The 25,393-nt window shown below is 36.9% G+C and carries 32 protein-coding genes; 11 read left to right on the top strand and 21 right to left on the bottom strand.

Annotated elements, in window-relative coordinates; genetic code table 11:
* Positions 1-28 precede the first annotated feature (28 nt).
* From ACGTN9_RS11255 to ACGTN9_RS11245, 3 genes are all read right to left on the bottom strand, one after another.
* Positions 29-790, bottom strand: coding sequence for a class I SAM-dependent methyltransferase (locus ACGTN9_RS11255; protein WP_499592810.1), 762 nt, complete (start codon positions 788-790; stop codon positions 29-31).
* Positions 790-1,278, bottom strand: a complete 489-nt coding sequence (locus tag ACGTN9_RS11250; RefSeq protein WP_499592808.1) for a GNAT family N-acetyltransferase — start codon at positions 1,276-1,278, stop codon at positions 790-792. The genes ACGTN9_RS11255 and ACGTN9_RS11250 overlap by 1 nt, the downstream gene beginning before the upstream one ends.
* A gap of 135 nt (positions 1,279-1,413) precedes the next feature.
* On the bottom strand, positions 1,414-1,773 hold the full coding sequence (locus ACGTN9_RS11245) for a VOC family protein (RefSeq protein ID WP_499592806.1): 360 nt from the start codon (positions 1,771-1,773) through the stop codon (positions 1,414-1,416).
* A gap of 148 nt (positions 1,774-1,921) precedes the next feature.
* Between ACGTN9_RS11245 and ACGTN9_RS11240 the strand changes: the two genes are divergently transcribed.
* Entirely contained in the window at positions 1,922-2,344 is a 423-nt protein-coding gene (locus ACGTN9_RS11240; RefSeq protein WP_499592804.1) for a VOC family protein, read from the top strand.
* Between the two features lie 58 nt (positions 2,345-2,402).
* On the opposite strand, the gene ACGTN9_RS11235 is transcribed toward ACGTN9_RS11240, so the two are convergent.
* From ACGTN9_RS11235 to ACGTN9_RS11210, 6 genes are all read right to left on the bottom strand, one after another.
* Complete coding sequence (locus ACGTN9_RS11235; protein ID WP_499592803.1) at positions 2,403-3,035, bottom strand: YczE/YyaS/YitT family protein; 633 nt, start codon at positions 3,033-3,035, stop codon at positions 2,403-2,405.
* 228 nt (positions 3,036-3,263) lie between these two features.
* Positions 3,264-3,665, bottom strand: a complete 402-nt coding sequence (locus ACGTN9_RS11230; protein WP_499592801.1) for a VOC family protein — start codon at positions 3,663-3,665, stop codon at positions 3,264-3,266.
* Positions 3,666-3,920: 255 nt separating this feature from the next.
* Positions 3,921-4,280: a VOC family protein gene (locus ACGTN9_RS11225; RefSeq protein ID WP_499592799.1), complete on the bottom strand. Its 360-nt coding sequence runs from the start codon at positions 4,278-4,280 to the stop codon at positions 3,921-3,923.
* A 125-nt stretch (positions 4,281-4,405) separates the two neighbouring features.
* The gene (locus ACGTN9_RS11220; RefSeq protein ID WP_499592797.1) at positions 4,406-4,696 is read right to left on the bottom strand and encodes an RNA polymerase alpha subunit C-terminal domain-containing protein; all 291 of its coding nucleotides are present in this window, start codon (positions 4,694-4,696) and stop codon (positions 4,406-4,408) included.
* A gap of 670 nt (positions 4,697-5,366) precedes the next feature.
* Entirely contained in the window at positions 5,367-5,597 is a 231-nt protein-coding gene (locus ACGTN9_RS11215) for a hypothetical protein (RefSeq protein ID WP_499592795.1), read from the bottom strand.
* A 164-nt stretch (positions 5,598-5,761) separates the two neighbouring features.
* Positions 5,762-6,328 (bottom strand): GDSL-type esterase/lipase family protein, encoded by a 567-nt coding sequence (locus tag ACGTN9_RS11210; protein ID WP_499592793.1) that lies wholly within the window; start codon positions 6,326-6,328, stop codon positions 5,762-5,764.
* Positions 6,329-7,018: 690 nt separating this feature from the next.
* Here ACGTN9_RS11210 and ACGTN9_RS11205 point away from each other — a divergent pair.
* Both ACGTN9_RS11205 and ACGTN9_RS11200 read left to right on the top strand, forming a co-directional pair.
* Positions 7,019-8,068, top strand: coding sequence for a DUF3231 family protein (locus ACGTN9_RS11205; protein WP_499592792.1), 1,050 nt, complete (start codon positions 7,019-7,021; stop codon positions 8,066-8,068).
* Between the two features lie 56 nt (positions 8,069-8,124).
* Positions 8,125-8,580 carry a hypothetical protein gene (locus tag ACGTN9_RS11200; protein WP_499592791.1) on the top strand — a complete coding sequence of 152 codons (456 nt, stop codon included), beginning with the start codon at positions 8,125-8,127 and terminating at the stop codon, positions 8,578-8,580.
* A 146-nt stretch (positions 8,581-8,726) separates the two neighbouring features.
* Here the strand turns inward: ACGTN9_RS11200 and ACGTN9_RS11195 are convergent, their stop codons facing one another.
* Together ACGTN9_RS11195 and ACGTN9_RS11190 are read right to left on the bottom strand one after the other, a co-directional pair.
* A complete protein-coding gene (locus ACGTN9_RS11195) occupies positions 8,727-9,515 on the bottom strand; it encodes a hypothetical protein (RefSeq protein WP_499592790.1) in 789 nt (262 codons plus the stop codon).
* Between the two features lie 43 nt (positions 9,516-9,558).
* Entirely contained in the window at positions 9,559-9,957 is a 399-nt protein-coding gene (locus ACGTN9_RS11190) for a DUF6157 family protein (protein WP_499592789.1), read from the bottom strand.
* Between the two features lie 422 nt (positions 9,958-10,379).
* Between ACGTN9_RS11190 and ACGTN9_RS11185 the strand changes: the two genes are divergently transcribed.
* Complete coding sequence (locus tag ACGTN9_RS11185; RefSeq protein WP_499592788.1) at positions 10,380-10,763, top strand: VOC family protein; 384 nt, start codon at positions 10,380-10,382, stop codon at positions 10,761-10,763.
* A gap of 65 nt (positions 10,764-10,828) precedes the next feature.
* On the opposite strand, the gene ACGTN9_RS11180 is transcribed toward ACGTN9_RS11185, so the two are convergent.
* From ACGTN9_RS11180 to ACGTN9_RS11160, 5 genes are all read right to left on the bottom strand, one after another.
* Positions 10,829-11,299, bottom strand: a complete 471-nt coding sequence (locus ACGTN9_RS11180) for an NUDIX domain-containing protein (protein ID WP_499592787.1) — start codon at positions 11,297-11,299, stop codon at positions 10,829-10,831.
* Positions 11,300-11,606: 307 nt separating this feature from the next.
* Positions 11,607-12,860 carry an aminopeptidase gene (locus tag ACGTN9_RS11175; protein ID WP_499592786.1) on the bottom strand — a complete coding sequence of 418 codons (1,254 nt, stop codon included), beginning with the start codon at positions 12,858-12,860 and terminating at the stop codon, positions 11,607-11,609.
* A gap of 199 nt (positions 12,861-13,059) precedes the next feature.
* The gene (locus tag ACGTN9_RS11170; protein ID WP_499592785.1) at positions 13,060-13,863 is read right to left on the bottom strand and encodes a pentapeptide repeat-containing protein; all 804 of its coding nucleotides are present in this window, start codon (positions 13,861-13,863) and stop codon (positions 13,060-13,062) included.
* A 211-nt stretch (positions 13,864-14,074) separates the two neighbouring features.
* Entirely contained in the window at positions 14,075-14,569 is a 495-nt protein-coding gene (locus ACGTN9_RS11165) for a DinB family protein (protein WP_499592784.1), read from the bottom strand.
* A 255-nt stretch (positions 14,570-14,824) separates the two neighbouring features.
* On the bottom strand, positions 14,825-15,274 hold the full coding sequence (locus ACGTN9_RS11160) for a VOC family protein (protein WP_499592782.1): 450 nt from the start codon (positions 15,272-15,274) through the stop codon (positions 14,825-14,827).
* 411 nt (positions 15,275-15,685) lie between these two features.
* Between ACGTN9_RS11160 and ACGTN9_RS11155 the strand changes: the two genes are divergently transcribed.
* The 3 genes from ACGTN9_RS11155 to ACGTN9_RS11145 all read left to right on the top strand — a co-directional run bounded on the left by ACGTN9_RS11155 (position 15,686) and on the right by ACGTN9_RS11145 (position 18,222).
* Positions 15,686-15,925 carry a hypothetical protein gene (locus tag ACGTN9_RS11155; RefSeq protein WP_499592780.1) on the top strand — a complete coding sequence of 80 codons (240 nt, stop codon included), beginning with the start codon at positions 15,686-15,688 and terminating at the stop codon, positions 15,923-15,925.
* 479 nt (positions 15,926-16,404) lie between these two features.
* Positions 16,405-17,943, top strand: coding sequence for an alpha/beta hydrolase (locus ACGTN9_RS11150; protein WP_499593036.1), 1,539 nt, complete (start codon positions 16,405-16,407; stop codon positions 17,941-17,943).
* 156 nt (positions 17,944-18,099) lie between these two features.
* Positions 18,100-18,222, top strand: a complete 123-nt coding sequence (locus ACGTN9_RS11145; RefSeq protein ID WP_499592778.1) for a hypothetical protein — start codon at positions 18,100-18,102, stop codon at positions 18,220-18,222.
* 375 nt (positions 18,223-18,597) lie between these two features.
* On the opposite strand, the gene ACGTN9_RS11140 is transcribed toward ACGTN9_RS11145, so the two are convergent.
* The 5 genes from ACGTN9_RS11140 to ACGTN9_RS11120 form a co-directional block, all read right to left on the bottom strand.
* The gene (locus ACGTN9_RS11140; RefSeq protein ID WP_499592777.1) at positions 18,598-18,963 is read right to left on the bottom strand and encodes a DoxX family protein; all 366 of its coding nucleotides are present in this window, start codon (positions 18,961-18,963) and stop codon (positions 18,598-18,600) included.
* 42 nt (positions 18,964-19,005) lie between these two features.
* Positions 19,006-19,689 (bottom strand): ABC transporter permease, encoded by a 684-nt coding sequence (locus ACGTN9_RS11135; RefSeq protein ID WP_499592775.1) that lies wholly within the window; start codon positions 19,687-19,689, stop codon positions 19,006-19,008.
* A complete protein-coding gene (locus ACGTN9_RS11130) occupies positions 19,676-20,599 on the bottom strand; it encodes an ABC transporter ATP-binding protein (protein ID WP_499592773.1) in 924 nt (307 codons plus the stop codon). Before ACGTN9_RS11130 ends, ACGTN9_RS11135 begins: the two co-directional genes overlap by 14 nt.
* Positions 20,600-20,731: 132 nt before the next feature.
* On the bottom strand, positions 20,732-21,667 hold the full coding sequence (locus tag ACGTN9_RS11125) for a sensor histidine kinase (RefSeq protein WP_499592771.1): 936 nt from the start codon (positions 21,665-21,667) through the stop codon (positions 20,732-20,734).
* Between the two features lie 3 nt (positions 21,668-21,670).
* Positions 21,671-22,366 carry a response regulator transcription factor gene (locus tag ACGTN9_RS11120; RefSeq protein WP_499592769.1) on the bottom strand — a complete coding sequence of 232 codons (696 nt, stop codon included), beginning with the start codon at positions 22,364-22,366 and terminating at the stop codon, positions 21,671-21,673.
* A gap of 383 nt (positions 22,367-22,749) precedes the next feature.
* Here ACGTN9_RS11120 and ACGTN9_RS11115 point away from each other — a divergent pair, with 383 nt between their 5' ends.
* The 4 genes from ACGTN9_RS11115 (at position 22,750) to ACGTN9_RS11100 (ending at position 24,989) form a co-directional block, all read left to right on the top strand.
* Positions 22,750-23,295, top strand: coding sequence for a dihydrofolate reductase family protein (locus ACGTN9_RS11115; protein ID WP_499592767.1), 546 nt, complete (start codon positions 22,750-22,752; stop codon positions 23,293-23,295).
* 226 nt (positions 23,296-23,521) lie between these two features.
* Positions 23,522-24,010: a MerR family transcriptional regulator gene (locus ACGTN9_RS11110; protein WP_499592765.1), complete on the top strand. Its 489-nt coding sequence runs from the start codon at positions 23,522-23,524 to the stop codon at positions 24,008-24,010.
* Between the two features lie 25 nt (positions 24,011-24,035).
* Positions 24,036-24,488 (top strand): SRPBCC family protein, encoded by a 453-nt coding sequence (locus tag ACGTN9_RS11105; RefSeq protein WP_499592763.1) that lies wholly within the window; start codon positions 24,036-24,038, stop codon positions 24,486-24,488.
* A 24-nt stretch (positions 24,489-24,512) separates the two neighbouring features.
* Positions 24,513-24,989, top strand: a complete 477-nt coding sequence (locus ACGTN9_RS11100) for an SRPBCC family protein (RefSeq protein ID WP_499592761.1) — start codon at positions 24,513-24,515, stop codon at positions 24,987-24,989.
* The last annotated feature ends 404 nt before the right edge of the window (positions 24,990-25,393 follow it).

The raw sequence follows: 25,393 nt of genomic DNA, 5'->3' as shown, positions 1-25,393 counted from the left end.
AGGGAAATCAAATGAATGAAATAACAGTTTATTTTTTTTGAGCCATACCAATCAATTCTGAAAAGTCATTAGTAACCATTGAATCAGGATCTCTTCCTAAATCCTGCTTCATCCTATATAGACCCTGTTCATATTCTTTGTCGTCAATAAGGGTTAGCACGGATATATCTCTGTTTTCCACGTGGCCTATATAATCTGCTACTTTGACATACTCCATTTGATACTTACAATCAATTCGAACCTCAAAACCTCTCTGAGAAAGCTCTTTAAATATAACTTCACGTTCCCAAAATCGCTTATAATCCTCTAATAATGCAGACGGAAAGTAATGATAGACCCACCATTTTTTCATTCCGTAAATATCTATATTATGTAGTTTGAAAATCCCTCCCCCTTTTAACACACGTTGTATTTCGTCTAAAGCTTTCTCTTTCTCTGTAAAGTGATGAAAAGCATAATTATTAGTTATGATATCAAAGGTTTCATCTTCATAAGGCATGCTTTCTGCACGTGCATGCTCAAATGCTACAAGATCCACCTTGTCTTTTGCTTTATTTAACATATCCTTTGAAGCATCAAGTCCGTACCAGTGAATGTTAGAATCCTTAAAAAATTCTATTTGATGGTGGAGGTAGATACCTGTTCCACAAGCCAGGTCCAGAAAATTGTATCTTGATTTAGGATTATCAGTTAAAAAGTTTTTCAAGTCTGAATCTGCTGCTACTTCCTCGAATCTAAATTGGTTCCTATCATAGACTTTTGCTACTTCTGAATAGTCAGTGACTTTCATCATAACCCTCTTTCTGAAATGGATTTTTCTAAATGCGTGCGTTGACCATCATTTAGATAGGAATGATAACCGTTGATAGAATAAAAATGTAGAGCACTTTCCCAATTATTATTGGTTTCTAAAACAAGTTTCGTATAATCAAGTGCCCTTGCATACGACTCGATAGACTGTAACATTCTTTTCCCCACGCCCTGTCGCCTATATCGTCTTTTTACCGACATCCGCTCAACCCTTCCCACCCGCTCACTTTCTTTAGTAAGAGCTCCAGTCGCCACTAGCTCTTTGTTTACTAAGGCAACTAAAAATATATTTCCCTCTTTATTAAAATGGATCATAATGTCATTCAGATCAGGAATAAGGGAATGATCAATAAAGCCAAAACGTTCTAATAATCCATCTAATATTAGGAGCTTGGCTTCTTCTTCAAACTTTTTATTGACCGGTAAAATTTGCAGAGTTCCAAATGGAAAATCCCAATTATTTCTCACCCTGTACCTCCTTTCGTGATCTGTCTAAACAGATCGTCAATTCCAATTATTCCAAAACCTTCTTATTAAAACAATACTCATTGCCCACAAAAAAAGAGGCTTTCCTTATCCGGAAAGCTCCAAAGTTAATAGACTTTAGTCCGTAATATTATCTTGTACAAATCCCAACTCATTGCCATCTATATCAAGAATCGTAAACTTTCTACTTCCATATGGTATAGAAAATAATTCCTCTACTACTTCGGCTTTGTTCTTTAATTTATCCCATAGACTATCTACATGATCGACATAAAAATTAAAACGACCTGGGGTTGGATGATTTTCATGTTCCAATAAAGCAAACATCGCTCCCCCTTCATCTTCAAAATGAACGTAATTAGGATTTTCCGGTGGCCATGTTGCTGCAACAGTAAAACCTAGTACTTCTTCATACCATTGTACTGACTTTTTTAAGTCCTTTACATTTGCCCGTACATGCAAGAGTCTTGTTTTCATCCCTGAATTCCTCCTTAAAGTAATTTTAGATTCCTTCAACATAACTACATGCCTCGATATTCCTTACAAAATAGCAATCCAAAAGAAAACAGAGCATGATACACGTGTTACCATGGAAATAAATAGTACATGAAGGAGTTGATTCGACATGACCATACGAGCATTACCCCATTTAATGTTTGACGGAAATGCAAAGGATGCGATCCAACACTATAAAAACATCCTGGATGCTAAAGTTTTATCAATCCAAACGTACGGAGAGATTCCGGCATTTCCTGGAATGTCTTTTCCTGAAAAAATCTTGGACTTTGTGGCGCATGCAAGGCTACAAGTTGGTGAAACGGAAATGATCCTTTTCGACTCGCCAGGGTTCCCCCGTCAAATAGGAAACCAGGCAGCTATTTATGTGACAACGACCGAAGTGGAGAAAACAAAACAAATTTTTGAAGCCTTTAAACAGGATGGAAAGGTAATCGGTCCATTGGAGGCAACTTCCTTCACCCCTGCTCAAGGGTATGTAATGGATAAGTTCGGTGTAACCTTCACAATAATTACTGAAACTAAAAACTAGATTCCTATATAGGTAAAGCATATAATTCTAACTATCCTTTATAACTCAACTTTGATGATTAATGGCTGTTATTTGCTATTTGTACAGGACGTTTATGAAGAATGCCCAACACATATGGGCGAGCCCACTGGATGATAACCCCTGTAATTAATGCATTTAGCAACGTTCCGATACCAATAGCCCCATTGAAAAAGAAAGCAATAATAACTAACACAATACTAATGATCGCCCGTGACCTGCTAAAGGACCAACTTGTTTTATCAGTTAAAATAACCATGGACCGGTCCATAGGATTTGGTGCAAAATTTGATTCTAAATAAATCGCAATACCTATACCGCCTAAAAAAATGCCTAGTAATACTAATAATACTTGTTCTAATAAGTGATTAGGAATTAACCATTCTCCTAATAAAAAAAGCCATGTATCAATCCCCATCCCAGTAATAATGGAAGTTAATATAGCTAAAATTTCCGGTCTTGCTTTTAAAGCTGCTGCATTAAGCAAAACCATAGTAGAACCCACTACAATTTCCCAAGTACCAATGGTTAATCCAAATGTGCGATATAAACCAACGAGTAATGCATCAAATGGTGAAGTGCCTAATTGCGATTGAATAGTGAGAGCAATTCCTAATGTTAATACGGATATCCCAATAAAATAGATCAGAAATGATTTACCGATTTTTCTCATATATATCCCCATTCCCATAAAACGTTTGAAGCTTCTAAGTCCATAACTGCTTTTATTTCCTCAAGTCTAAACTAGTTACTTTCATAAACTTCAGCATACTTTTAAGTAATCTGTAACCTTCATAAGACCCCTTCTCCCGTTAGGTATATACACAGCAACATTATTATACAATCTTATAAAGAACTTTCCCTCGTTATTTAATATTCGATTTCAAGATTGTTTAAAATATCATGAAGATGGTGCAACAAATTCCACTTTTATCCTATCCGGATCTTCAAAATAAACTGCATAATAATCTTCACCGCCCGCGAAAGGGTGTTGGTTTTCGTATAAAATGTTTATATCTCTCTCCTTAAGCATCTTTGTCATCTCATCTACTCTTTCTCGTGAAGAAGCGTGAAAAGCCAAATGATTTAAACCAGTCCTACGCCTGTGATAAGGAATATCTAAAAACTTATCTTCCGTCTGGACAAACACTAAATAAGTTTCTCCTAACTTCCAACTTTGTCCTTCATTCCATTTTTGGTAAGGCTGGTAACCTAACTCTTCCAAGAACCAGCCCCAAAATGCTTCTGACTTCTCTAAGTTCGAGATATAAATTTCTACATGATGAAATAATCCCTCACACACTACAATCCCCCCCTTTATATACCTATTTTCATCATAACATTATCGGATATGAAGAATCCCCCTTATTAGGACGTGAAAAATTTACTCTCTTCAAGCTGCACAATTATTATAAGTAAAAGAGTGGGTTTCCTACTTCGAGCAGTTCTGGGATAATAAGCTTTCGATGTTGAAGTATATGGTTGAGGAAGATTTTGAGGATTAGAAAGAAAAGGTGCTTGTCTAATGTGACAGGCACCTTTGATTTTTATAAAGTATCTATTCTGAAATATTATCTTGCACAAATCCCAATTCATTGCCATCTATATCAAGAATAGTAAACTTTCTACTTCCATATGGAGTAGAGAACAATTCCTCTAATACTTCAGCTTTGTTTTTTAATTTATCCCATAGACTATCTACATCATCGACATAAAAATTAAACCGACCTGGGGTTGGATAATCTTCATGCTCCAATAAAGCAAACATCGCTCCCCCTTCATGTTCAAAATGAACGTAATTAGGATTTTCCGGTGGCCATGTTGCCGTAACAGTAAAACCTAGTACTTCTTCATACCATTGTACGGACCTTCTTAAATCTTTTACATTTGCACGTACATGTAAGAGTCTTGTTTTCATAGCTTCCTTCCTCCCCAGCATAATTTAATCTACTAACCATTTACTTGGCAGCTTAATACCCGCTTGCTTTAAAGATACAAATTAATGATCTTGGTGTATAATCCAGGCGATCTCCTTGAGGAACTTTATTTTTTAAAAGATAATCCATTTTCCTTCAAAGCTTCCTTTAGTTTCGGGATAGACGCAGGCCCCAAACCATGAAGTTTCAGAATCTCTTTTTCACTGTATGTTGATAATATTTGTAAAGAAGTCACTCCGTTGTTTTCCAAAGCTCTTCTGGCTGGTGCTGAAAGCAATGAAAGAAAGCCATGTTTAGGTTTTCGTTCATTTTCACAAATCGGACAAGTGGGACAATCGCTACTTTTATAATATTTGTGTCCATTGTCACAAATCCTTAGTTTGTTATTTGGAGTCATAATAAAAAATCATCTCCTTCACTTCTACAAAACCCATTCCTTTCTTGCTCCACATTTGCGCCCCTCCATTTTTATGTATTAAAGAGGAATGATTTGTTATATTGAAGAAAGGCTAATCCTAAAAGAATAAGCCCTAAATTTCCGACTACCATAAGTATATGTCTTTTCTGTATTTCCTCATTCAATCTCGTTGCCCCCTTTGAAGTTCTTCCGCAACTACTCTATCCCGTTGGAATAGCTCTTTTAAGAAAAGATATTAGATAAATCGGTTCTTTTGAACCATCTTATAAATTCATCAAGTGAGAAAAATAAGGCGGCTATTGGTATTGCCCATATGAGTAGGAGCGGATAGATTATTAAAGGTAAAGTGGCTCCTAAATGGAATATCAATGAATAAAACAATCTGGCATATCCAAGTTTTTTAGTAAGGTTTTCAATCAAAATAGAAATAAGGATACCGTACATTACTCCTACCGATATGTAGTGCAAAGATATAAAAACATTTGATATAGGACCGTCCACTTCAAATAAAGGGAGAGAAACACCGAAATATGTAGAGGTAATTAACGTAGTTAAAACACCGGCATACAGTTTTCTTTTCCACAATCTACCTCACCACTTTTCTTATAACAATGAACAAATCAAAATTGTTTCCCCTTTGATCCGCCAATTAAAAAAAGTTTGTAAACCCGATAATTAAACCTAAAGCAAGGAATAGTCCACCAGATATTTTTTCTTTTCCAAGCATCATACCTAAACCGGAGAAAAATAACATGGTAAAGACCAACCACTCACTCACAGTATCAGAATAAGTGAATCCAATTAAATTAGATAATATAAACATCGTTAGGAAAACAGCTGCACTTACAAAACCGATTCCTTTCATCACCTTGCTCCACATTTGCTCCCCCTCCATTTTTATGTATGTATCGAGGAATAATTTGTTATATTAAAGGTCTTTTGTATCCATATCTTGGGTTGTTTCTTAACTAACTCATTCTTTAATTAAATAGGGTACTCACCTCAAAATACTCCTTCAACTGTTCCCGTATAGCCCCCGTTAGCTTAATAACAAACTTCTTTAATCTTCTCCACTAATAAGCAAACAAGAAAGTCATAACCCTTGTCTCCAAAATGAAGTCCATCGTTTCTTATCCCTTTAAGTATTTGAGGATAGTCATCCAGAGCAATCACTTTCGAAAACAAATCGATGAAATGACATTCAGTATCACCTGCTACTTGTTTTACTGCCGAAGCATAATCCAATAAGACTTCATTGGTTCTAGCAAACTGAACCTTTTCATCAACTGGAGATGGTGTTATTAAAATTGTTCTCTCAGGTTTAATCATCTCGGTTATTTTATATATGTTAGTTTTATAAATTTCCAAATCCACCACCTTATGAAATGCTGCATCATTAGCACCAAATAATACTGTTACTAAATCTGGATCATGTTTAATCACATCATTCTCAATTCTGGATATAGCATCGATAGTGTTATTTCCTGATACACCAGCATTTATAACCTCAAATCCGTCCACTTGCTCAGCTAACTTTGTGGTGAGCATAGGCGTAGCCCGGCCTTCTTTTCTAGCCGTAATACTGTCACCAAAACATACTAATTTAAGCATCTGACTTCTCCTAATACATTTTTGTTTAACTATACTGCTTCGTATGATAGCCACTGTAAAACTACCACCCACCATACATGATGACTCAATTTAGAGATAACCACCTTCTGATAGCAGCTTTAAAACTTAACACCAATGTGTATACTCACGCTTGACTTTGGGATCTTCAAATATGTATTATAATTTCTCCTTTCCTCCTATATCACTACCAATTATTTCAAAACAGCGTTGAATGCGCAATCAATCCAGCAAAAAAACACCTTCTTTTTGAAGGTGCTTTTAAAAGTACTTTGTATAAAAAATCTTGTCTTAGTTTTTCACTCAGTTGAGCATAAATCTTTGTCGTCTTACTCTTTTCGTGACCAAGCAAACTTTGGATAACGTCAATAGGAGCGCCGTTTTTCCATGTAATATTCCAAAAACCTCATATTCATCGTCTTGTTTTGATACCCCATCCAAAGTGTTCCCAATTCTGCACTCGAAATGGACACGTGGTCTGAAGTTGTCCTATCTATGGCCTCCCACTATTTAAACCGTTTATCTTTAATCTGTCTCCAATCTTAATATTTATTACTTTAGACACTGCAATACATGGAGGCCACACGCCTACATGGAAACATAAAGAGTAATAATAAATTCTCTGAGAAGAACTAATACTACATTTAAATATGATTACGGAGGAGGTCAACAATGAATAAAAATGAGGAGCTACAAAATCAAATTTCAGAGCATCAAAAAAATAAACAGTTAACTTCTGCTGAATTAGCAGACTTGTATAACAATTATCTTGGTGACTCTCTGTTTAGTTGTATGTTTGAGCACTTCCTTCAACTTGTGGAAGATGAGGAAGTCAGAGATTATGTGGAGTTTGCATTAGCACGTTCTAAAAAACACATTAAGGAAATAACAGCCATTTTTAAAAGTGAAAATATTCCTGTCCCAGTTGGGTTTGGAGAACAAGATATTCGTAAAGATGCTCCACGTCTTTTTAGTGATGAGTTCATGGTTTTCTATATTGTTCAGATGTCAACCTCTTCTATTATCACCTATGGAAACGCATTTTCAACTTCAAGCCGACAGGATATCATGCATTATTTTCGAGAATGTGTCAATGATTCAGCAGAAACATATGAAAGAGGAAAGCATTTATTATTACTCAAAGGAATAGATACTAGCTACCCAAACATCCCGTATGCATCAAAGGTTGATTTCGTTGAAAAAAAATCTTATATTTCCCTTATCACTGGTAGAGAACGTCCACTTGCCGCAAATGAAATAAAGCAATTGCAATATAACATTTTCACGAATGTTTTAGGTAAATCACTTATGTTAGGGTTCAGTCAGGTTGCCTCCTCGGAAAAAATCAGAAAATATTTTCGCGATGGAGCTGAACTTTCAGGGAAACAAATAAATAGTTTCTCTCAACATTTAACGACTCAAGACCTACCGGCACCTACTTTAATGGATGAACATATTACTGATTCCACTTCTTCTCCTTTTTCAGATAAATTAATGATGTATCATGGGTCATTGGCTGGCAACATTGCGCTCTCTAACCTAGGTACTGCGCTTTCGCAAATGTTTAGACACGATCTGGCAGCAGAGTTAATGAAGTTAATTCCTATTATTGGTAAGTACAATAATGATGGACTCAATATCATGATAGAACATGGCTGGTTTGAAGAACCATTTACGGCAGCGGACAGGGATAAGTTATCTAAATCATCCCAGAGAAATTGACATAACAAGTAGATGGTTTCAATAAATCTCCTCTTTATTGAAGGAGGGCAAAAAATGTGAATATAAAGGTGTTTGAAGTCTTGTTATGGTCAATTGCACTACCTGGGTTTGGCCAAATCTTAAATAAAAATTATGTAAAAGGAATTCTGTTCCTTTTACTAGAAATGCTCATCAACCTTCAGTCTGGATTTAATAAATTAATCATTTTAAGCTTTCATGGGAATACGCATGCTGCTATAGAACAGGTCAACTTCCAGTGGCTTATGTTTTATCCCTGTCTGTACTTCTTTGCAATGTGGGATGCTGTAAAGGATGCTTACGAAGGAGAATGTTCTCCTTTGTTATTTCTCCCTTTTGTTTTTATAGCATACTCTGTAACTGTGGGATTGATCTATTCCCCAAAGATCATCATTTTTGGTTACTTAGCAGGTCCTGTTTTCTTGCCTATACTATTCATTATTCCAGGGCTAATAATTGGAATTATTGCAAAAAAACTCATTTCTCGTTCATAAATGCTCGTTTAAGAGTAATTTAATTCGAAATCAAGTCTTCCATAACCTCTTAAACAACATTAAGAAGGGGACAATTCTTTTGTTTCAGAATTGCCCCCTCTACTTAAAGACTTGATTTCGAGATATTTCAAAGGTAAGTAAGCGAATTAGTCAGCCAACCATAATTCCTTTGCTTCATGCTTAGATAGTTTAAACTTCTCAATAAAGAACTTCTGGAGGTTAATCTCAGAAGATTTATCTCCCCAATCCTTATAGCATTCAATTAACTTATCCATGTCTCCTCCACAATATTTTTCAATCAATACGTGAACGATATGAGTGCTTCTCCAGTAATCATAAAAAGCAGATGAATAAACAAGGTCATTTCCACCTCGGTATCCGGATTCACCAAAAAAATCGATCGTGTATTCTCCATAGTCAGCCTTATGTAATTCAATTAAACTACGTTCAACTTCCATAATTGCATTGAATTTGTCCGTTGATAAAATCATTTTCCTTGGAATGTAAAAACACATCCCTTCTTCAAACCACATGTTCTCTTCTTCATCCCAATTATCAAACTCAGAATGAAAAAAATCAGCATGGTGGGTTAACTCATGCGCTGCAATAACAGCAATATCCTCTAACGAAAGATTCTTGTAATACTGTTCAGCGTTTATAAGGCCTCTTGTCGTTGATAAAAAAATGTCCTTCCATGTATCTATCAGCGGGTTTATATGTATTAAGTCTCTTGAAGTATATGCCTGGAGAGGGATCGTTGAATAAAGCTCTGTAGCCGACTTCAAATCATGGAAGATGATCCCTCTTGGAGATCCAAAAGTAGTTATGGCTTCCAGCGAACGTGAGAAATGGTTAAGTTTTTCTAAAAGGAGTAGTCCGTACCTTTCAATTTCTTCAGTATAAGACGTATTTGTAACTGAAACTGCGTATTCCATCCAATCCGCCTTCCCTTGGTGAAGAATTAGGAGATGACTAACACTATTTTTTAGATTTCATTGCTTTTATCTTTTTGATACCCTTTGTTTTTTTTAGATCTTGATACCTCTTAGACTCCACAGGAACTAATTCTGCCTTACCGTTGGAATCAAAATAGATGCCCCAGCCAAAACGTTTTGGTAATGCTGAAGTTCTCATACATGCACGGCTTTTATCCAAGAAACGCACCCTTTCTTCATTACGCTGAGCTTCAGGAATATCTTTGTGTTTCATATAAACCTCAAATTGTAATTCCTTCTGCGTATAAAAACCAGGCTTCTCACTGAGAAGCTTGTATTCGATTTCAGCTATTGTTTGTTTTTTTCGTTTAGATTCAGGAACCCTGCTTTCGCATACGCCACAATCATCAGAAATTAAAATAAACGTATTATGATAATTCATCGAATCCTCCCTAGTTTTTAAATAATCATTCTCTTAATTCCAATTATTACAAAACACTAAAACTAACTCAATAGCTTCAATTTTAGAAAGAAGCTTATCTTTTTTGAGGATAAGCCCCTTTAGTTGACGACTCAGTATCAAGATGAATTCTATTTCATTTTGATAATGGTCCAACGTGCCAATGGTTAAATTTAACTGAAATAGTTGGCGAGCCGTATGCGGTGAAAGTCGCACATACAGTGCAAACAGGGGGAAAAGGGGGCGATAACGTAAAACTCTTACCTATCTGTATAATAAGATTAGCGCCGATATCACATATATGGGGCAGATTGTGGAGTAAAAACATTTTTAGCAATCGAGAATAAATCCTGGGCAGACGTATGTGATAAATTTAAATGGAATCATAAAGAGGAGGTTTACTAATGAATGAAGATCAAAATAACCCCCAACCTGGTACGATTATTTCTGCTGATGTAACCGTTAACCAATCAGAGGCAGTACGTGATTTCTACAAGAAAGTCATCGGATGGGACCATAGTGAATACAAAAGGGGAGACTCTACCGACTATTTTATGACAACTTCCGACGGGCAACCAGTGGCGGGTATTTGTCAAAGAGCTGGAAGTCTTGCCGAACTTCCCCCGGTTTGGCTCGTTTATTTTGGAGTCAATGATCTAGCAGCAAGTCTGGAAGAGTGTAGAAATCTTGGTGGCAAAGTACTCACTGAGCCTCAAAGTGTGGGTCGAGGCAGTTATGCTGTCATAGAATATCCGGTTGGTGCTATTTGTGCACTTAGCCAAATATAAGGTTTTCTCGTTTAATAGCGCCATTTACTGTTTCTTCTATATAAGGGCCGTTACTTTAATAAGATTTAATTAACATCTCCCAAATAAACAGGAGCTTTTTCTTTATTAAAGTGTTTAACAATATATTTCCTTATCTCTTTTGGATAAAGTCTGTATTCCAACAAATCATTTACTTGTACCCATTCTATTCCTACTTGATGACTATCAGGGTTAATAGGCTCGATATGGTTATTTTCATTGTCTTTTAGGTCACAAACAAAATAGTATTCCACTTGATGAACAGCATAATCAAATTTTGAGTATTCATGGTTCTTACCTATATACTCTCGTATGTGTAGGAGTTCTCCAATCTCTATATGAAATCCCGTCTCTTCGATACATTCTCTTTTTAAGGCTTCATGAAGTGTTTCACCATGTTCTTGCCCACCCCCAGGACAAAGATAAAAAAAACCTTCTTTATCTTGATTTTTTGTAAGGAGTACCTTGTCTCTATCACTATTCACAATAATTGCTTTTGCTGAATTTCTAATGTTCATTACAACCCTCCTAATTACCTTTATATTAAATCAACCAATTTAAATAGTTGTTAAATTAACCTGCTCTGTTAGCACAATAAGCGATAGCCGCTGTACAGCTATCGCCCCCTTTAATGGAAGACTTGATTTCGAAATATTGAAGTAGATTTTCAACTAACGCGCCCGTTTGTTTAAGTACATTCTTTCACAAACATAACCCATAATCTTCATTTGTTACAGGTATGCTGCCCAGTTTGTTTTCACTATAACTAGCACTAAGTATAAACCACCAGAAATCAGTTTTCTCTGCTTTTAAGTTGGAGACGCTTTAGAATTGGAAACCCCCATTCTTCATTAGCAGGGCTTCAGTTCCACCTTCTTTAATGCCCACTACTTTCATATCTTCGGTACCAAAGGTCACATTGACTAACAAAAGTGAAGTATTCAGACCCGCTGCCTTCAACTCTTCCTCAGATTGGTCAATGCCATTTTGAATATTGGAAGGAGATGCATTTCCGATTCCAATATGACAGGACGTATTTTCATCAAACAATGTATTGTAAAAAAGAGTATCTGTCTGAGCAAGAGGAGATTTATTAGAGACCAAGGCGATTTCACCTAGATAATGTGAACCTTCGTCTGTTTCGATGAGATTTTGTAACACTTCCTGTCCCTTTGCGGCATAATAGTCGGTAATCCGTCCATCTTTAAAAATTAGATAAAATTCATCGATGACACTTCCCCCATAGATAAGAGGCTTAGCACCTACCAATTTGCCATTCACCTTATTTTTATGGGGAGCAGTAAATATTTCTTCCGTAGGAATGTTCGGAAAGAAGGGTATTCCATTTTTATCCATAACACCCCCACCGATATAGAGGTGATTTTTAGGTAGACCAACTAATAAATCAGTTCCGCGGCTATTTGTAAAATGCAGGGCTTCAAATTGGCTCTCATTTAGGAACTTTTTTCGAGACTCAAAGGCTCTATTGTGACTCGCCCAATCTTTTATAGGATTTTTCCCATCTGCCCGAGATCCTTTTAAAATTAATTTCCATAATGATTGTAAAGCTTCCTCTTTACTTAGGTTGGGAAAAACTTTAGTTGCCCATTCAACGCTCGGGACAGCTATAAGACACCAGCGTACCTCATGGGATCTAATTTTCGCATGATAATCACTCAATTTGGTACGAGAAGCTTTTTGGAAAAGATTTATCCTTTCTATAGAAACCTCCTTAAAGACTTCTAAGTTTTCAGAAATAATATGTATATAAGCAGCACCTGCATCGTCCCATTCCTTAAAACGGGCAGCCTGCCAATCAGGAAAGTGATCGATGGCACTATCTGCTGCATGTAAATAAAATTCTTTGGTAGACTCTTCATCTGTCCAATCTATAAATACATTTGAAGCTCCTGCCTCGTATGCTACCGTTTGAATTAGACGTGCAAACGTAGCATTTTGTATATCACTATGAATAATCAATAATTGATATTTTTGCAGATTTACACCAACTCGTACAGCAAGTTCTGCATACTTTTTTAACTGTTCTTCACTTATAAATTCATATATTCCTTTAATCATTTAATTCCTCCCCTGTGATGTTCTTGCATAGTTTTTACTACAGAACCCTGACCTACTTAAACTAACCTGCTCCGTCAGTTATACAATCTAAATTCCCAAAAACTCCAAATGCTTATGTAATAAGGGCGAGCACTCTTTTAAGCAATCGCCCCCGATACAGGAATCTTGAGTTCAAGTTCCCTCGAGAAATCTTAATTACTTACCTCAGCCAGTGTATTGGCCTAACTAGATACTCTGGAATTTTAGTCTGTGCATTTCCTTTAGCAGAATTGATTTGTGACTGAGTTAAAAACAGTGCTTCATTTAAATTAGCTCCACTGAAGTTTGCATCTCTAAGGTCAGCTCCAATAAAATCAGCCTTTCTCAAGTCACTATGTTTTAAATTAGCAGCAATCATAAGTTTTCCTCTAAGGTCCTCTCCGCGTAGATCCTTACCATTTAAGTTAGCCCCTATATAATCTGATGATTTTATTGTCCTTGGCTTATTTATGAAATCTGCTCGGTATAGTTTGCTTGTCTCTACTAAATGTTCATTTACAAGCATTCTGTGAGTTGGAACATCAAGCTCTAATATCTCTTCAGGGGTTTTTGAAGTTAATTTAACTGTTTTATTATATACCTCAAGCAGGTTAGATTGAATGGGAATGGTTTCTTTTAAGCTTAGAGCTTGTTTAAGATACCAAAGCATCTCATGTAATTGTTGGACAATAGGAAAAACCGTAAACATTTCTTCGGCACGCTCACCACATTCTCGCCAGCTTCTTCCTTCATATAGAACTTGGGAAACATGCTGTCCGGCACCGAAACATTCATAGGTTATACACCCATTAAATCCACTATCTTTCAATTGGTCATGTATAGAACATAAGTGATTCGAGCATAAGTTTTTGCAAGGTTCTCCTCCTTTCTTATCAAAAGGAAAGTCTGCTGATTTAGCAAAAGGCAATGCTACACAGCATAACCCAAAGCATTGCATACAATTTGACTTTAATTCTTCAATCAATATCGAACACTTCCAATACTAAAAATTTCTCTAATTAGTGAAATGTTTACCATTCACAAGTATATATTGTAAAATATTTCATTTTCACCTTATTTAATTAGATTATCTCAAAATCAAGCCTTCCACAATACGGCCCGTTAGCAAAAAAGCGATTGCTCATATTGAACAATCGCCCCTATAATTGAATAACTGTAAAGCTAATGATGCTTTTTTAAAAACTTCGTTTTTCTGGCCAAGCTCCTTGCATTTTACTAAGGAACACAATTTGCCCAATATGATATGCGTCGTGCATTGCTAAGCTCTTCAGTTCAAGTACTAATGGATAATCTTCATTTGGGATTTGTCTATACATATCGTCATGGTCTGCTTTTGCTAGTATTTTTCCAAGTTCACGATGAACATAAAAGTATTCTTGTTTTGTTTCCTTCCAATTTTCTAACGTCTCATTTGGTAATTGAAATGTAGCATCATTATTTTCTGCGTGTGGTTCATTTTCTGTTTCACCAAGAAAGCGCATCAGAAATCTCTTTTCAAAGAAAAGCAAATGACACACTAATTCCCAAATGGAATTCATTGACCCATCAGCTGGTTTCCAAATTGCCTGTTCTAATGAAATATCTTCTAGCACTTTTTCAAGGGGTGGAAACCAGTCTTCTTCATCTAAGCAGCTTGCCCATTGTTGTAACAAGAGTGTCTTCACATCCATTTTTTATTCCCTCCAATTTAATTACTTTAATAGATAATCCCTTTGGTCATAATTCATTTGCGATGTGTTCTGGATAGCTCACTTATAAGGTGTCATGCCAATCCTTAAACTTCTTTCAACAATCAGCGGAAGTTTTTGCATATATAAAATTACTTCTCAAAGTTTCTACCTCCTCAACCTTTACTTCCATAAAAAAGAGCATTTCTCCTTCTTAGAGAAATGCCCCCTATTCTCGAAAACTCAAATTCGAGATACTTATAGGTCTTGATATAACCCAATTCTGTTACCATAAGGATCCTCAAACGTACACCAGGCAGCTGGAACGCCCTCCCTAGTATTTACATCTTCTATTGCTATGTTTAGCTCATCAATCAAACGTTTTCTCTCATTTTTGATATCTTTTACTCCTAATCTAAGAGGGCCATTACCATTTGTTGGTATCCCTTTAGCGACCTGAAGCCATGCTCCTTTGGTTATTTCCCATTCTGCAAAGTCCTCATGCGGTATAAAGTCAGGCTTCCTATTAAAAAGTTTTTCATACCAAAGCATTCCTTCTTCATATTCTGAGATTCTTACCTGAAATGTTACACCAGTATTCATCCTACTTCCTCTCCCTTCCCTATTTAAAAAAACAGGCCAAACTATACTTTCTATAAATTGACTTAAAATTCCTTCGCTTACATGTAAGGATTTATAACTGCTCATACCTCGGTAAAGAAGTAGGTATTCATGTTACGCCAACTGGATAATTAAAAGGGAGCAAATCACTTTGTTACGGATTTGCCCCCTTATTATGGAGTTACTCTTACAGGGATATTTCTTAAATCAAAGAAGCAGTTTACCCCACTCGTATACGACAACTACTGGCTATCGGACACGCCCGATGTTGTTAAATCGATCTCTTGGGGCAACTCAATTCCACAGATGGTGAACAATAGACTTCGGGACTATTCCTTTATGTTTAAGAAAAAGACATTCGAGGAAGATATCCTATACTTAGTAATGCATGCCTTTATTATTTGTGCATTATTCAGTTATATAGTTTTCCCTCGTGCTATTGGATCCGTTCATCTTGTAATCAGATTAAGCATTTACTATTAAAAAAGGGGGAGTGATGTGGAGCACATTCGTGTATTAAGCAATTTTCTTGAGTCTATATTGATGAGTGATTATGAAAATGTACAGGTACATGATTACCCATATCTTGCCTACGGAAAAAAAATAGTGGATCAGCAGGGCGATTATATGATTATATATTTTCATGAAGAACTCAATCGCTTTGTCTATACCTTCAAAGGAACGGAAGATATCTTTTTCTCTTTACAACTAAAGAGAACTAATCCAATTATTTACTAGAGACTTACTTTTTTCTCGGGAGGCTATTTAACTGCATCACCAAAAAACGTTTACGCTGATGGCAGCGTAAACGTTTTTTGGTGATGAAAAGGAACTGATTAGAAAGTTTTATTGAGGAAAAAGTGTTCGATTCTATCAAGTGGAAACTGTTGAGGGTTTTGGGCGTTATCACATCATTTCTACAACCTTCCAATCTTTTCGGTTACTTGAGTAAAGTATAATGGACTGGAACTAATCTTTTCAGTGCGTTGTTCGTTTCGCTTGTTGTTGTCGGATAGCCTAATTTTCCCTCATCAAGTTTACTAATTAACTTGTATCCTTCTCCGTTCTAATCAAGATTTTCCCTCTATTAATCATTAAAACCCCCTACCAACTCTTATTTAAATTCTTTCTCTGTTGGGAAATCATTAGGTGCATTTTTGAAACCTTCTATTACATTTCTCGTATATCTATTTGAGAGATAACAAGATATAGGAGGAATTCATGTGAAAAAACGATGGCGAAGTAAGATTCTTATGCTGGTGTTAGTCTTTTCTTTATGTATCCCTTTGACTGCTTTTGGCCAAGCCCCTGGAAAGATTTCGACCTCTGAAGAACTACCTTCCAAACTTATTCCAGCAGCTAATTCAGGAATTACCCAATCTCCCAATCTGTTAAAAGGTATAAACAGTTTTAATCCAAAAAAGCAGAGCGAAGCTTCAGGTAAAGGTCCGGTCGTAAAGAAGGAGAAGCAAAAGCAGCGTTTCATTCAGAATGCTGTACGTTTTGTGAAAGATCTTGATGCTGGTAACTACCAGCAGGCGGTTAAATCAGCTTCTCGCCCTTTAAAGAAAACCATCTCCGCTGGATGGATGGAAACTTATTGGACTGCTAATTTACAGCAATTAGAAATGATAGCAGGACCTTTTATCGGAGTTGGTTCAGCCGAGTTAACAGAATCCAACCTTGTCCATACCAATGTTGAAATCGAGCTTCAATTCGAACACGGCTCACTTCCTTTCATACTGAGAATGGAGAGGTCGGGGAAAGTCGATGACTTTTTCATCAACCAGTTTACAGGGCCATTCGCTGAGCTTCCTGCATACGGTAATCCCGATTCCTATACTGAAAAAGATGTCGTGGTTGGGAAAGGAGATTTTGCATTACCTGGCACCCTTTCGATTCCAGAAGGTAAGGGCCGGTTCCCGGTTATCGTACTAGTCCAGGGGTCAGGAGCAAGTGATAAGGATGAAACTGCATATGCTCTAAAACCATTCCGAGATTTAGCCCATGGACTCGCATCTGAAGGAATTGCAGTTTTACGTTACAACAAACGCACATTTGAACATGCAGCCAAAACAATGGCAGACCCGAATCATACCGTGGAAAAAGAAACGACGGACGATGCGCTTGCAGCAGTGCAAACTTTAAAAAAAGAGAAGAAAATCGATGATGGCCAGATTTTTATTCTTGGCCATAGCCAGGGCGGGATGATGGTTCCTCAAATGCTGGATAAGGATACACACGACACTATTGCTGGTGCTGTCGTAATGGGTGGACCTGCACGTACGATACAGGATGTCGTGCTGGATCAATTTGACTATCTATTTTCTATCGGTCAACTCGCTCAACCTGAGTATAATTTTTATAAGGAACAATTCTCTATGTTAAATGACCCCAATTTCTCAGGGGATAACCCTCCAGAAGGATTCCAGCTGGGGCAACCGGTGTTTTGGGATTCTATAAATGATATTCGAGCAGCCGAAATGGCAAAGGACCAATCAGAACCTCTTTTAATTATACAAGGTGAGCGGGATTATCAGGTAATGGCAGATAGTGAAATTCCTATCTGGCAGGAAGAGCTGTCTCATCGGAATGATGTAGAATTCCAGCTTTACCCTAAGCTGAATCATTTCTTTACCGAGGGTGAAGGGGAAATGAGTACGCCTTATGAATATTTAGTACCAGCAAATATTCCTGATTATGTGATCAACGATATCGCTGAGTGGATTCATTCCAGACCTTCTACGGAAGATTGAAATAAGATGAGCTGAGATTACGTGGTAACAGGCAAAACCGAGTATAAATCACCAATGTTAAAAGGGGAAGTATTTTATATCGGACAGGTAATAAGATATAATAAAAAAATGAATCATTTTTGTTTGTCTTATGATGACAAATAGGAGGTACGAACCATGTCAAAATTGACGAAGGTTGCAAAACTGCTGAATAATCCCAAAGTAAAAAAAGCAGTTAAAGAAAAAGGTGTACCGATGATCAAAAAGGCAATTGAAAAGAGAAAAAACAGATCGAAGTAGGCGATCGCAGGTTGTTGCGGTTGTCTTTTTTTTGTGACGATTATTAGCGTTTTCATCTGTACTATGTAAGGGGTACTACCAGCAAATTGAGGAAACGTACGCAAACCATAATATAAAAACCTCAGAGATAAAAAGAGAGATAAGAGGCAAAATTAATCCTAGCCTAACGGCAAGACCGGTGAAGTATCTCTTCATTGATTGGTAGAGATAATTTTATTAAGGGTCTCACATGGAAAACATTCTTTCAATCCAAAGTAGCTGTGTCCACATAAAAAAAAGAGCCTCTCAAAAGATTATGAACTCTTGAGAGCCTTATAGATTTCAGTGGACATTTTATAAACCAGTCATAAAGATAGTTCATGAGATTTTCACATTTTATGAGAGAATACTCTGTAATTCAGAAAAATTCATTGTACTTAAGATGATGGAAATGACCAACAATACGAGCGCTGGCACGGATTCCTTGAACGGATCTTTTACTCTGATATGCGCGAACACCGCAACCAGCATGGTAACGGCAAACCATAATCCTGCTATGACCACAACCCATGGCAGCCAAAAGCCAATAATCAACCCCACCACACCAACTAACTGTATCCAGCCAGTTACAACCCGAAACCATTGGGGAAGGTTAAGGTTCTTGAAAATGTCAACCTGCAGCTGATAACCCACTATTTTCTGTATGCCGAGACTTAAAAATAATACACTGAGAATACCCTGTAGCACAAATGAAGTAATCAAAATAATCCCTCCATTCAATATGAATATAAATATAGAACAATTTCAGCTCTCTCCTATTTTCTCCACCGTAATAATCGAAAGAAAAATACTGATACTTCCTAACACACACAAAACTGCAAGGACTAGATTAAAAGGAAGGTTAATTATTGATGAGAGAAATGGCGACTGCATCACGACAATCGCGCAAATCACAGTTGGGACTGTCGCTCGTTTCCAAATTCCAAAATAAAAAAGCGGTATAAAACTAATCAAAGTAATCATTAATGAATGAAGAATCATCTGACTAAAAAACTTAGTAAAATCTGTACGAGTCGGAGCGCCATTTATAATAGGATGCACTTGGTCAACTAAATAAGTGACAAAACCTGTTAATAAATAAGTAACTATAATGAGGAGAAACACAAACGTAGCGATAAATAGTATTTTCGCCCCAAATAGTTTTTGCCTGCTTATTGGGTACCTAAAAGATAGAGAGATGGTTCTGTTTTTGTATTCGTCAATAAAAACCTGATTGATTAAGGAGGCTCCAAATAAGGTATACCCCATTTGAATCGACATGTTCAAATCAATTACCTCCGCATAACTCTGACCAAACTCAGGACTGACAATTTCTATAAAAAACACGGGCAAAAACATTATTATGAGTGGATAGATAACCACTTCACCTATTACCGATTTTTGTTTTAGTTTTTTCCACTCTAATCGCATTAATTTAATTATCGACATCACCCCCATTAATTTGTTGATAAAAGTAGTCTTCTAATGAGTAAGAATGTTTCTGTATTTCTTCAATTCCGATATTATGAAGAATAAGCGTTTTCGAAATGTCGCTTTGGGTATGCCTTATATCATATATGCGAATTTTACGATCTTGAATTATTTTCATATTTGAAATGTGGAGCTCGTTTTCCAATAAACAAACGGCTCGCTTCACGTCTGTCACCACAAGCTCGATATAATCGGAACGTTCTTTTCGAATATCAGCAAGAGTAATCTCATTTAATAATTTCCCATGATGAATGATACCAACTCTGTCAACAATTTGCTCCAATTCTCCTAATATGTGGCTAGAAAGAAGAAACGTCATCCCATATTCCATATTCAGCATCCGAATTAAATTACGCATATCTTTAATTCCGATTGGGTCCAGTCCATTTGTCGGCTCATCTAATACGATCAGTTCAGGCTTTGTGATAAGTGCTCTCGCAATCCCTAACCGTTGCTTCATCCCAAGCGAAAAATCCTTCACAATTTTGTCTTCAATCCCTTTTAAATTCACCAATTGTAACGCTTGTTTCATGTCATGTTCGTCATAAAATCCTAAATACTCACAATGTAACTTCAGGTTCTCCATTGCGGTTAAATGCTCAAAAAAGACCGGATATTCGATAATGCTTCCAACTCTGACTAGTACGGATTTTGCTTTTTCAGTAAGCCTCTGACCAAATAACAGAATTTCTCCCGTTGATGGCCTCGTTAATCCTGTGAGCATTTTCATAATCGTTGTTTTACCAGCACCATTCCGGCCAAGAAAACCGTAAATTTCTCCCTTTTCTATGTGAATATTTATTTCAGAAACAAGTTCTCTCCCTTTAACTTTTTTCGTTAAGTTGTTCGTTTGAACGACATATCCCACGATTCAACCCCCTTTGTATCTATCATAATTAATGAAGATATCATTTTTCTTTCTCGTTCCTTACAAATTTCTTAATTATGTTTGAAATAAAAAAGAGGCCGTTCCTGAAGAACACCTCATACGAAAAAATTTTTAAAACGTATTTCTTTTAAAAACACATGTGAACACTGTTTTTTCATATGGTTCGCTCTGCAGTCGAATTTCACCATTCATCACCTCAATTAAGCGTTTGGTTATGCTTAAGCCAAGACCGCTTCCTTGAAACTGAGGATTTCTTGCATCATCCAACGTATAAAGCCTATCAAATACGTAATCAAGATGGGGCTCAGCAATGCCTTTGCCGCGGTCCCAAATATCAATGGCGATATTTTCGCCATCTTGCCGAATGGTTAATCCAAATACGCCTCCGTCACTGCCATAATGAATTGCATTAGAAATCAAGTTGCTCAAAATCCGATTTAACGCATTCTCATTACCAAGAATGAAATAATTCTGCTCTGGAATATCTACCTCTACATGAAGACCTTTTGATTGCAATAAATGATAAAATTCCAATACATTCTTGCGGCATATTTCGTTTATGGATAACCGGCTAAATGATAAATCAACATCATGTGACTCCAGTTTAACAAGGTCAAAAAATTGGTTCATTAAACCAATGACACTTATTGTTTTTTCATGAAGGCGATCCAATACCTTAGTTTGCTCTTCTTCTAACATTTTGTCCTGTTGTTTTAATTTCTCAACATACCCAAGAATAACGGTCAGAGGCGTCTTCAAATCGTGAGACATATTGGAGAGCATTTTTCTTAAACTTTCTTTCGTTTTAGCGTAATCGGCAGCGACTTTCTGGTTATAGCCTAACAGACGATTAATTTGGATAAGTATTTGCTGGATGGATTGATTATTCGTTTGCAGGAACACTTTCTCAGCAGTTTCCTTTTCTATAATTTCAGCTAATTTGTCACTCATTTGATTGAGTTCACCATTGGTTTTTCGCATTGATAAATGTTGTGCACCTACGACAAACAGTAAAACAATGACAATCACTAAAAGTATTAATTCCATACCTTACTCCCCTAATTTGTAGCCAATTCCCCAAACCGTTCTTATATAATATGGATTGGACGGGTCCTCTTCAATCTTTTCACGGAGCCTTCGAATATGGACATTGATCACATTTTCATTGCCAAAGTAATCATCTCCCCAAATCAACTGATAGATTTGCTCTTTTGTAAAGACTCGGCTTTGGTTGGTCATGAAAAGCTTTAAAATATGAAACTCTTTCGATGTAAGCTGTATATTTTTCGAGTTTATTTGTGCAGAAAAAGTATCCATTTCTAGTGTCAGTGTTTTGAACCGAACAATACTTGGTGAAGCATATTCCGTTTCAGCAAGATACTGTGTAGCCCTTCGAATTGCAGCATGAACCCTTGCTGTCAATTCGATAACGGAAAAGGGTTTGCTAATATAGTCATCCGCTCCGAGTCCTAGACCTAACGTTTTATCAACATCACTTTCTTTTGCTGAGATGATAAGTATCGGCACAAAGCTTGACTCTCTAATTCTCTTCAAAAACTCCATGCCATTTAACTTCGGAAGCATTATATCAAGCAATACAAGGTCAATTGAGTTATTTTCAAATAACTGAATTGCCTCTTCTCCGTCAAAAGCGTTAACCACTGTGAAGTTTTCCTGTTCTAAATGACTTGTAACAAGTTCATTTATTTCCTTGTCATCTTCAACAAGTAATATCTTCTTTTGCATAGTAAAACATCCCATCCTTTGCGATTATAATTTTATTATAAACTTTTGGCAAAAAAGATGGGAAAAATCATATTAATAATATAGATTGAAGCATTATCATAAAATCAATCGCTCTTACTCTAGTATAACTGAAGTTCTTTTGTAATTATTCAACCATCTCACGTAACATAAACAGCAATAAATACTTACTAGTCTAGGTATCTAAACAATTATATGAAGCTAAAACTTTCCCTTGAGAAGCTTGACTCTTCCGTGACGTAACGGTATATAGTAAAGTCACCGGTAGAAAAAACGCGCAGATGGGATGATTATTGCAGAAAATTGTTTGAACATTGGCGAGCTTGCTAGCTTATAGAGAATGTGTAACGAAAGGATAAGTAAATATGTCAAAAGTATATCTAGGCATGACTTTATCGATCGATGGATTCGTCAACGATAGAAAAGGCGAATTTGATAAACTCTTTGCCAGCTTCGAACCAAATGAAGAATTAGCGGCGATGTTGAAAAATACCGGGGCTGTGGTTATGGGACGCAATACCTTTGAGGAGGCTGACGATACTGATTCGTATGCTGATTCATACGAATTCCAGGTACCTTTGTTTGTGTTGACAGAAAAACCGCCAGCTAAGCATCCCAAGGAAAACGACGAATTGACTATTACCTTTGTGACCGATGGGATTGAAAGTGCAATAAAACAAGCCAAGATCGCTGCTAAGGATAAGGATGTTGCGGTGATGGGTGCAAATGTCGGCCGGCAATTACTTAAAGCTAACTTGGCAGATGAACTTCAAATAACAATCGCACCTATTTTACTCGGCAAGGGACTGCGACTATTCGAGCATTTGGAAGATCTTGAAATTTACTTAAAAAAACTGCGAACGATTGAAACCAAACAGCAGGTAGAAATTTGGTATAAAGTAAACCGGTAAAGCAAGGAGCGACTCCTCATGGGACACCAACTTTATAACTGTTAAGGCTTAATTGTTTGATTATACCATTGGTATCTGGGATGCACTTTTCTCCTATCTTAGACCCGATTAGCTCGTCCCACTCATAGGAAATAATTTAGAATATATTTTTTCTTAACCTTGACCCTTACGTGACGTAACGGTATATAGTAAAGTCACCGGTTAAAAACTCGCGCGAAATGAGGGGATGATTATTGCAGGAAGAACATATTGGAAAATAGGCGACCTTGCTAAGTTAACAGGCTTAACCATTCGAACCTTAAGATATTATGATCAAATTGGTTTATACTCTCCATCTGAATATTCGGATGCAGGATACAGGTTGTATAATAAATCTGATATTTCCCGCCTACAACAAATTTTAGCATTAAAAGATCTTGGTTTATCCCTTGTTGAAATTAAATCTATTCTTTCGGAGGAAGATTACAATCCAGCCGAAATCGTATCCCTTCAGATAGATCGACTAAAAGAAAAAATAAGAATTCAACAGAAGCTGTTAAAAGAATTACAAAATGTATCAAACCTGATGAAAATGGAAGAACCCTTGACTGTGGAGGATTTCACAAAATTATTAGACATGATGAAACAGAGTCATGAAAAATATTTTAACGAACAACAAAAAAGCATGGAGCACCACCTCGACAAGCTTGGTGCCTTTTTCGAGAACCAGCCTTAATGTTATTCCGAAGGAGGAATGAATGATGAGCAAACGATTTGCAACCCATGACACGTTTGTTATTGAGAGGATCTATGATGTTTCACCGGATAAAGTATTTGCTGCCTGGTCAGCTCCCGAAACGAAAGCCCAATGGTTTCCAAAAGCTGATGAGTTCGACTTTCGAGTTGGCGGGAAAGAGAGCAATAGAGGGGGGCCACAAGACGGCCCCATCTTCACTTTTGAAGCTCTCTATCAGGAAATCGTTCCTGATGAACGTATCGTCTATTCCTATACCATGGACCTCGGTAAAACACGAATATCTGTATCAGTGACGACGGTAGAGTTCCACCATACGGAAACCGGGACTCAACTCGTCTATACCGAGCAAGGAGCCTTTCTCGACGGCCACGATACTTCCTCCCAGCGCGAACACGGAACGAAAATTATCTTGGACAAGTTGGGAGAAGTACTACGGAGTGAACGTGAAACTAATTAACATACAAAGGAGGAGGATTTTCAAATGGCTTTTAACGATGCGACAAATAATAATCCATCTGAGAAAATTTCAGACCGCGAGATCGTCAACTCACGCATCTTCCATGCCTCTCGAGAACACATTTTTAAAGCATTCAGCAATCCGGATAAACTGAAAAAATGGTGGGGACCGAAAGGGTTTTCGAACACGTTCTTCGAATTCGATATGAAGCCTGGCGGCCATTGGCACTACGTCATGCATGGTCCCGAGGGCATCGACTATGAAAATAAGAGTGTCTTTTTAGAGGTCGTTGAATCTGAAAAACTCGCCCTTCGTCATCTGGAACCGGATCACGAGTTTCTACTGACAATTACCTTATCCGAACTGGATGGGCAAACCAAGCTCACCTGGCATATGCTCTTCGATACGCCTGATGAATGCAATAAAGTAAAGAGTTTTGTCATCAAAGCGAACGAACAGAACTTGGACCGCCTTGAAGACCAGCTGAAATTATCTTACTGAAGCGAACAAAATTAAATGAAATAAAGGAAAGAAAACGGGGCTGTCCCATAAGTCTGTAAAAGACTTACTGGAGCAGCCCCTAGGTTGCGAGGACATTATTAATCTTTAAACAGAAGCAACTTTATTTAGCAATTGCCCCCGTTACTTGAAGACTCGATTTCAAGATAACAATATGGAAAGAAACTATTTTTTCTCGAATCTGAGTCTTCAACTATCCTGCCCTTTTTTCTTGAATAGAAGAAAAAGCTGAAGATCAACTATACAATCTTCAGCTATTGCCCCCTTTAACAGAAGACTTGAATTCGAGATAACTTTGTTGTTTACCCTTTAATTTAAATAAAAAAGAAACAGTAACTATATCACTGAAGTGGTAGATGCATTTTCCTTGTTGGGTTATAAACGTC

Source organism: Halobacillus sp. B23F22_5, assembly GCF_043497085.1.
Taxonomy (GTDB): Bacteria; Bacillota; Bacilli; order Bacillales; family Halobacillaceae; genus Thalassobacillus.
Note: the sequence above shows the minus strand (reverse complement) of the source record. Positions and strands in the feature narration are given on the sequence as shown.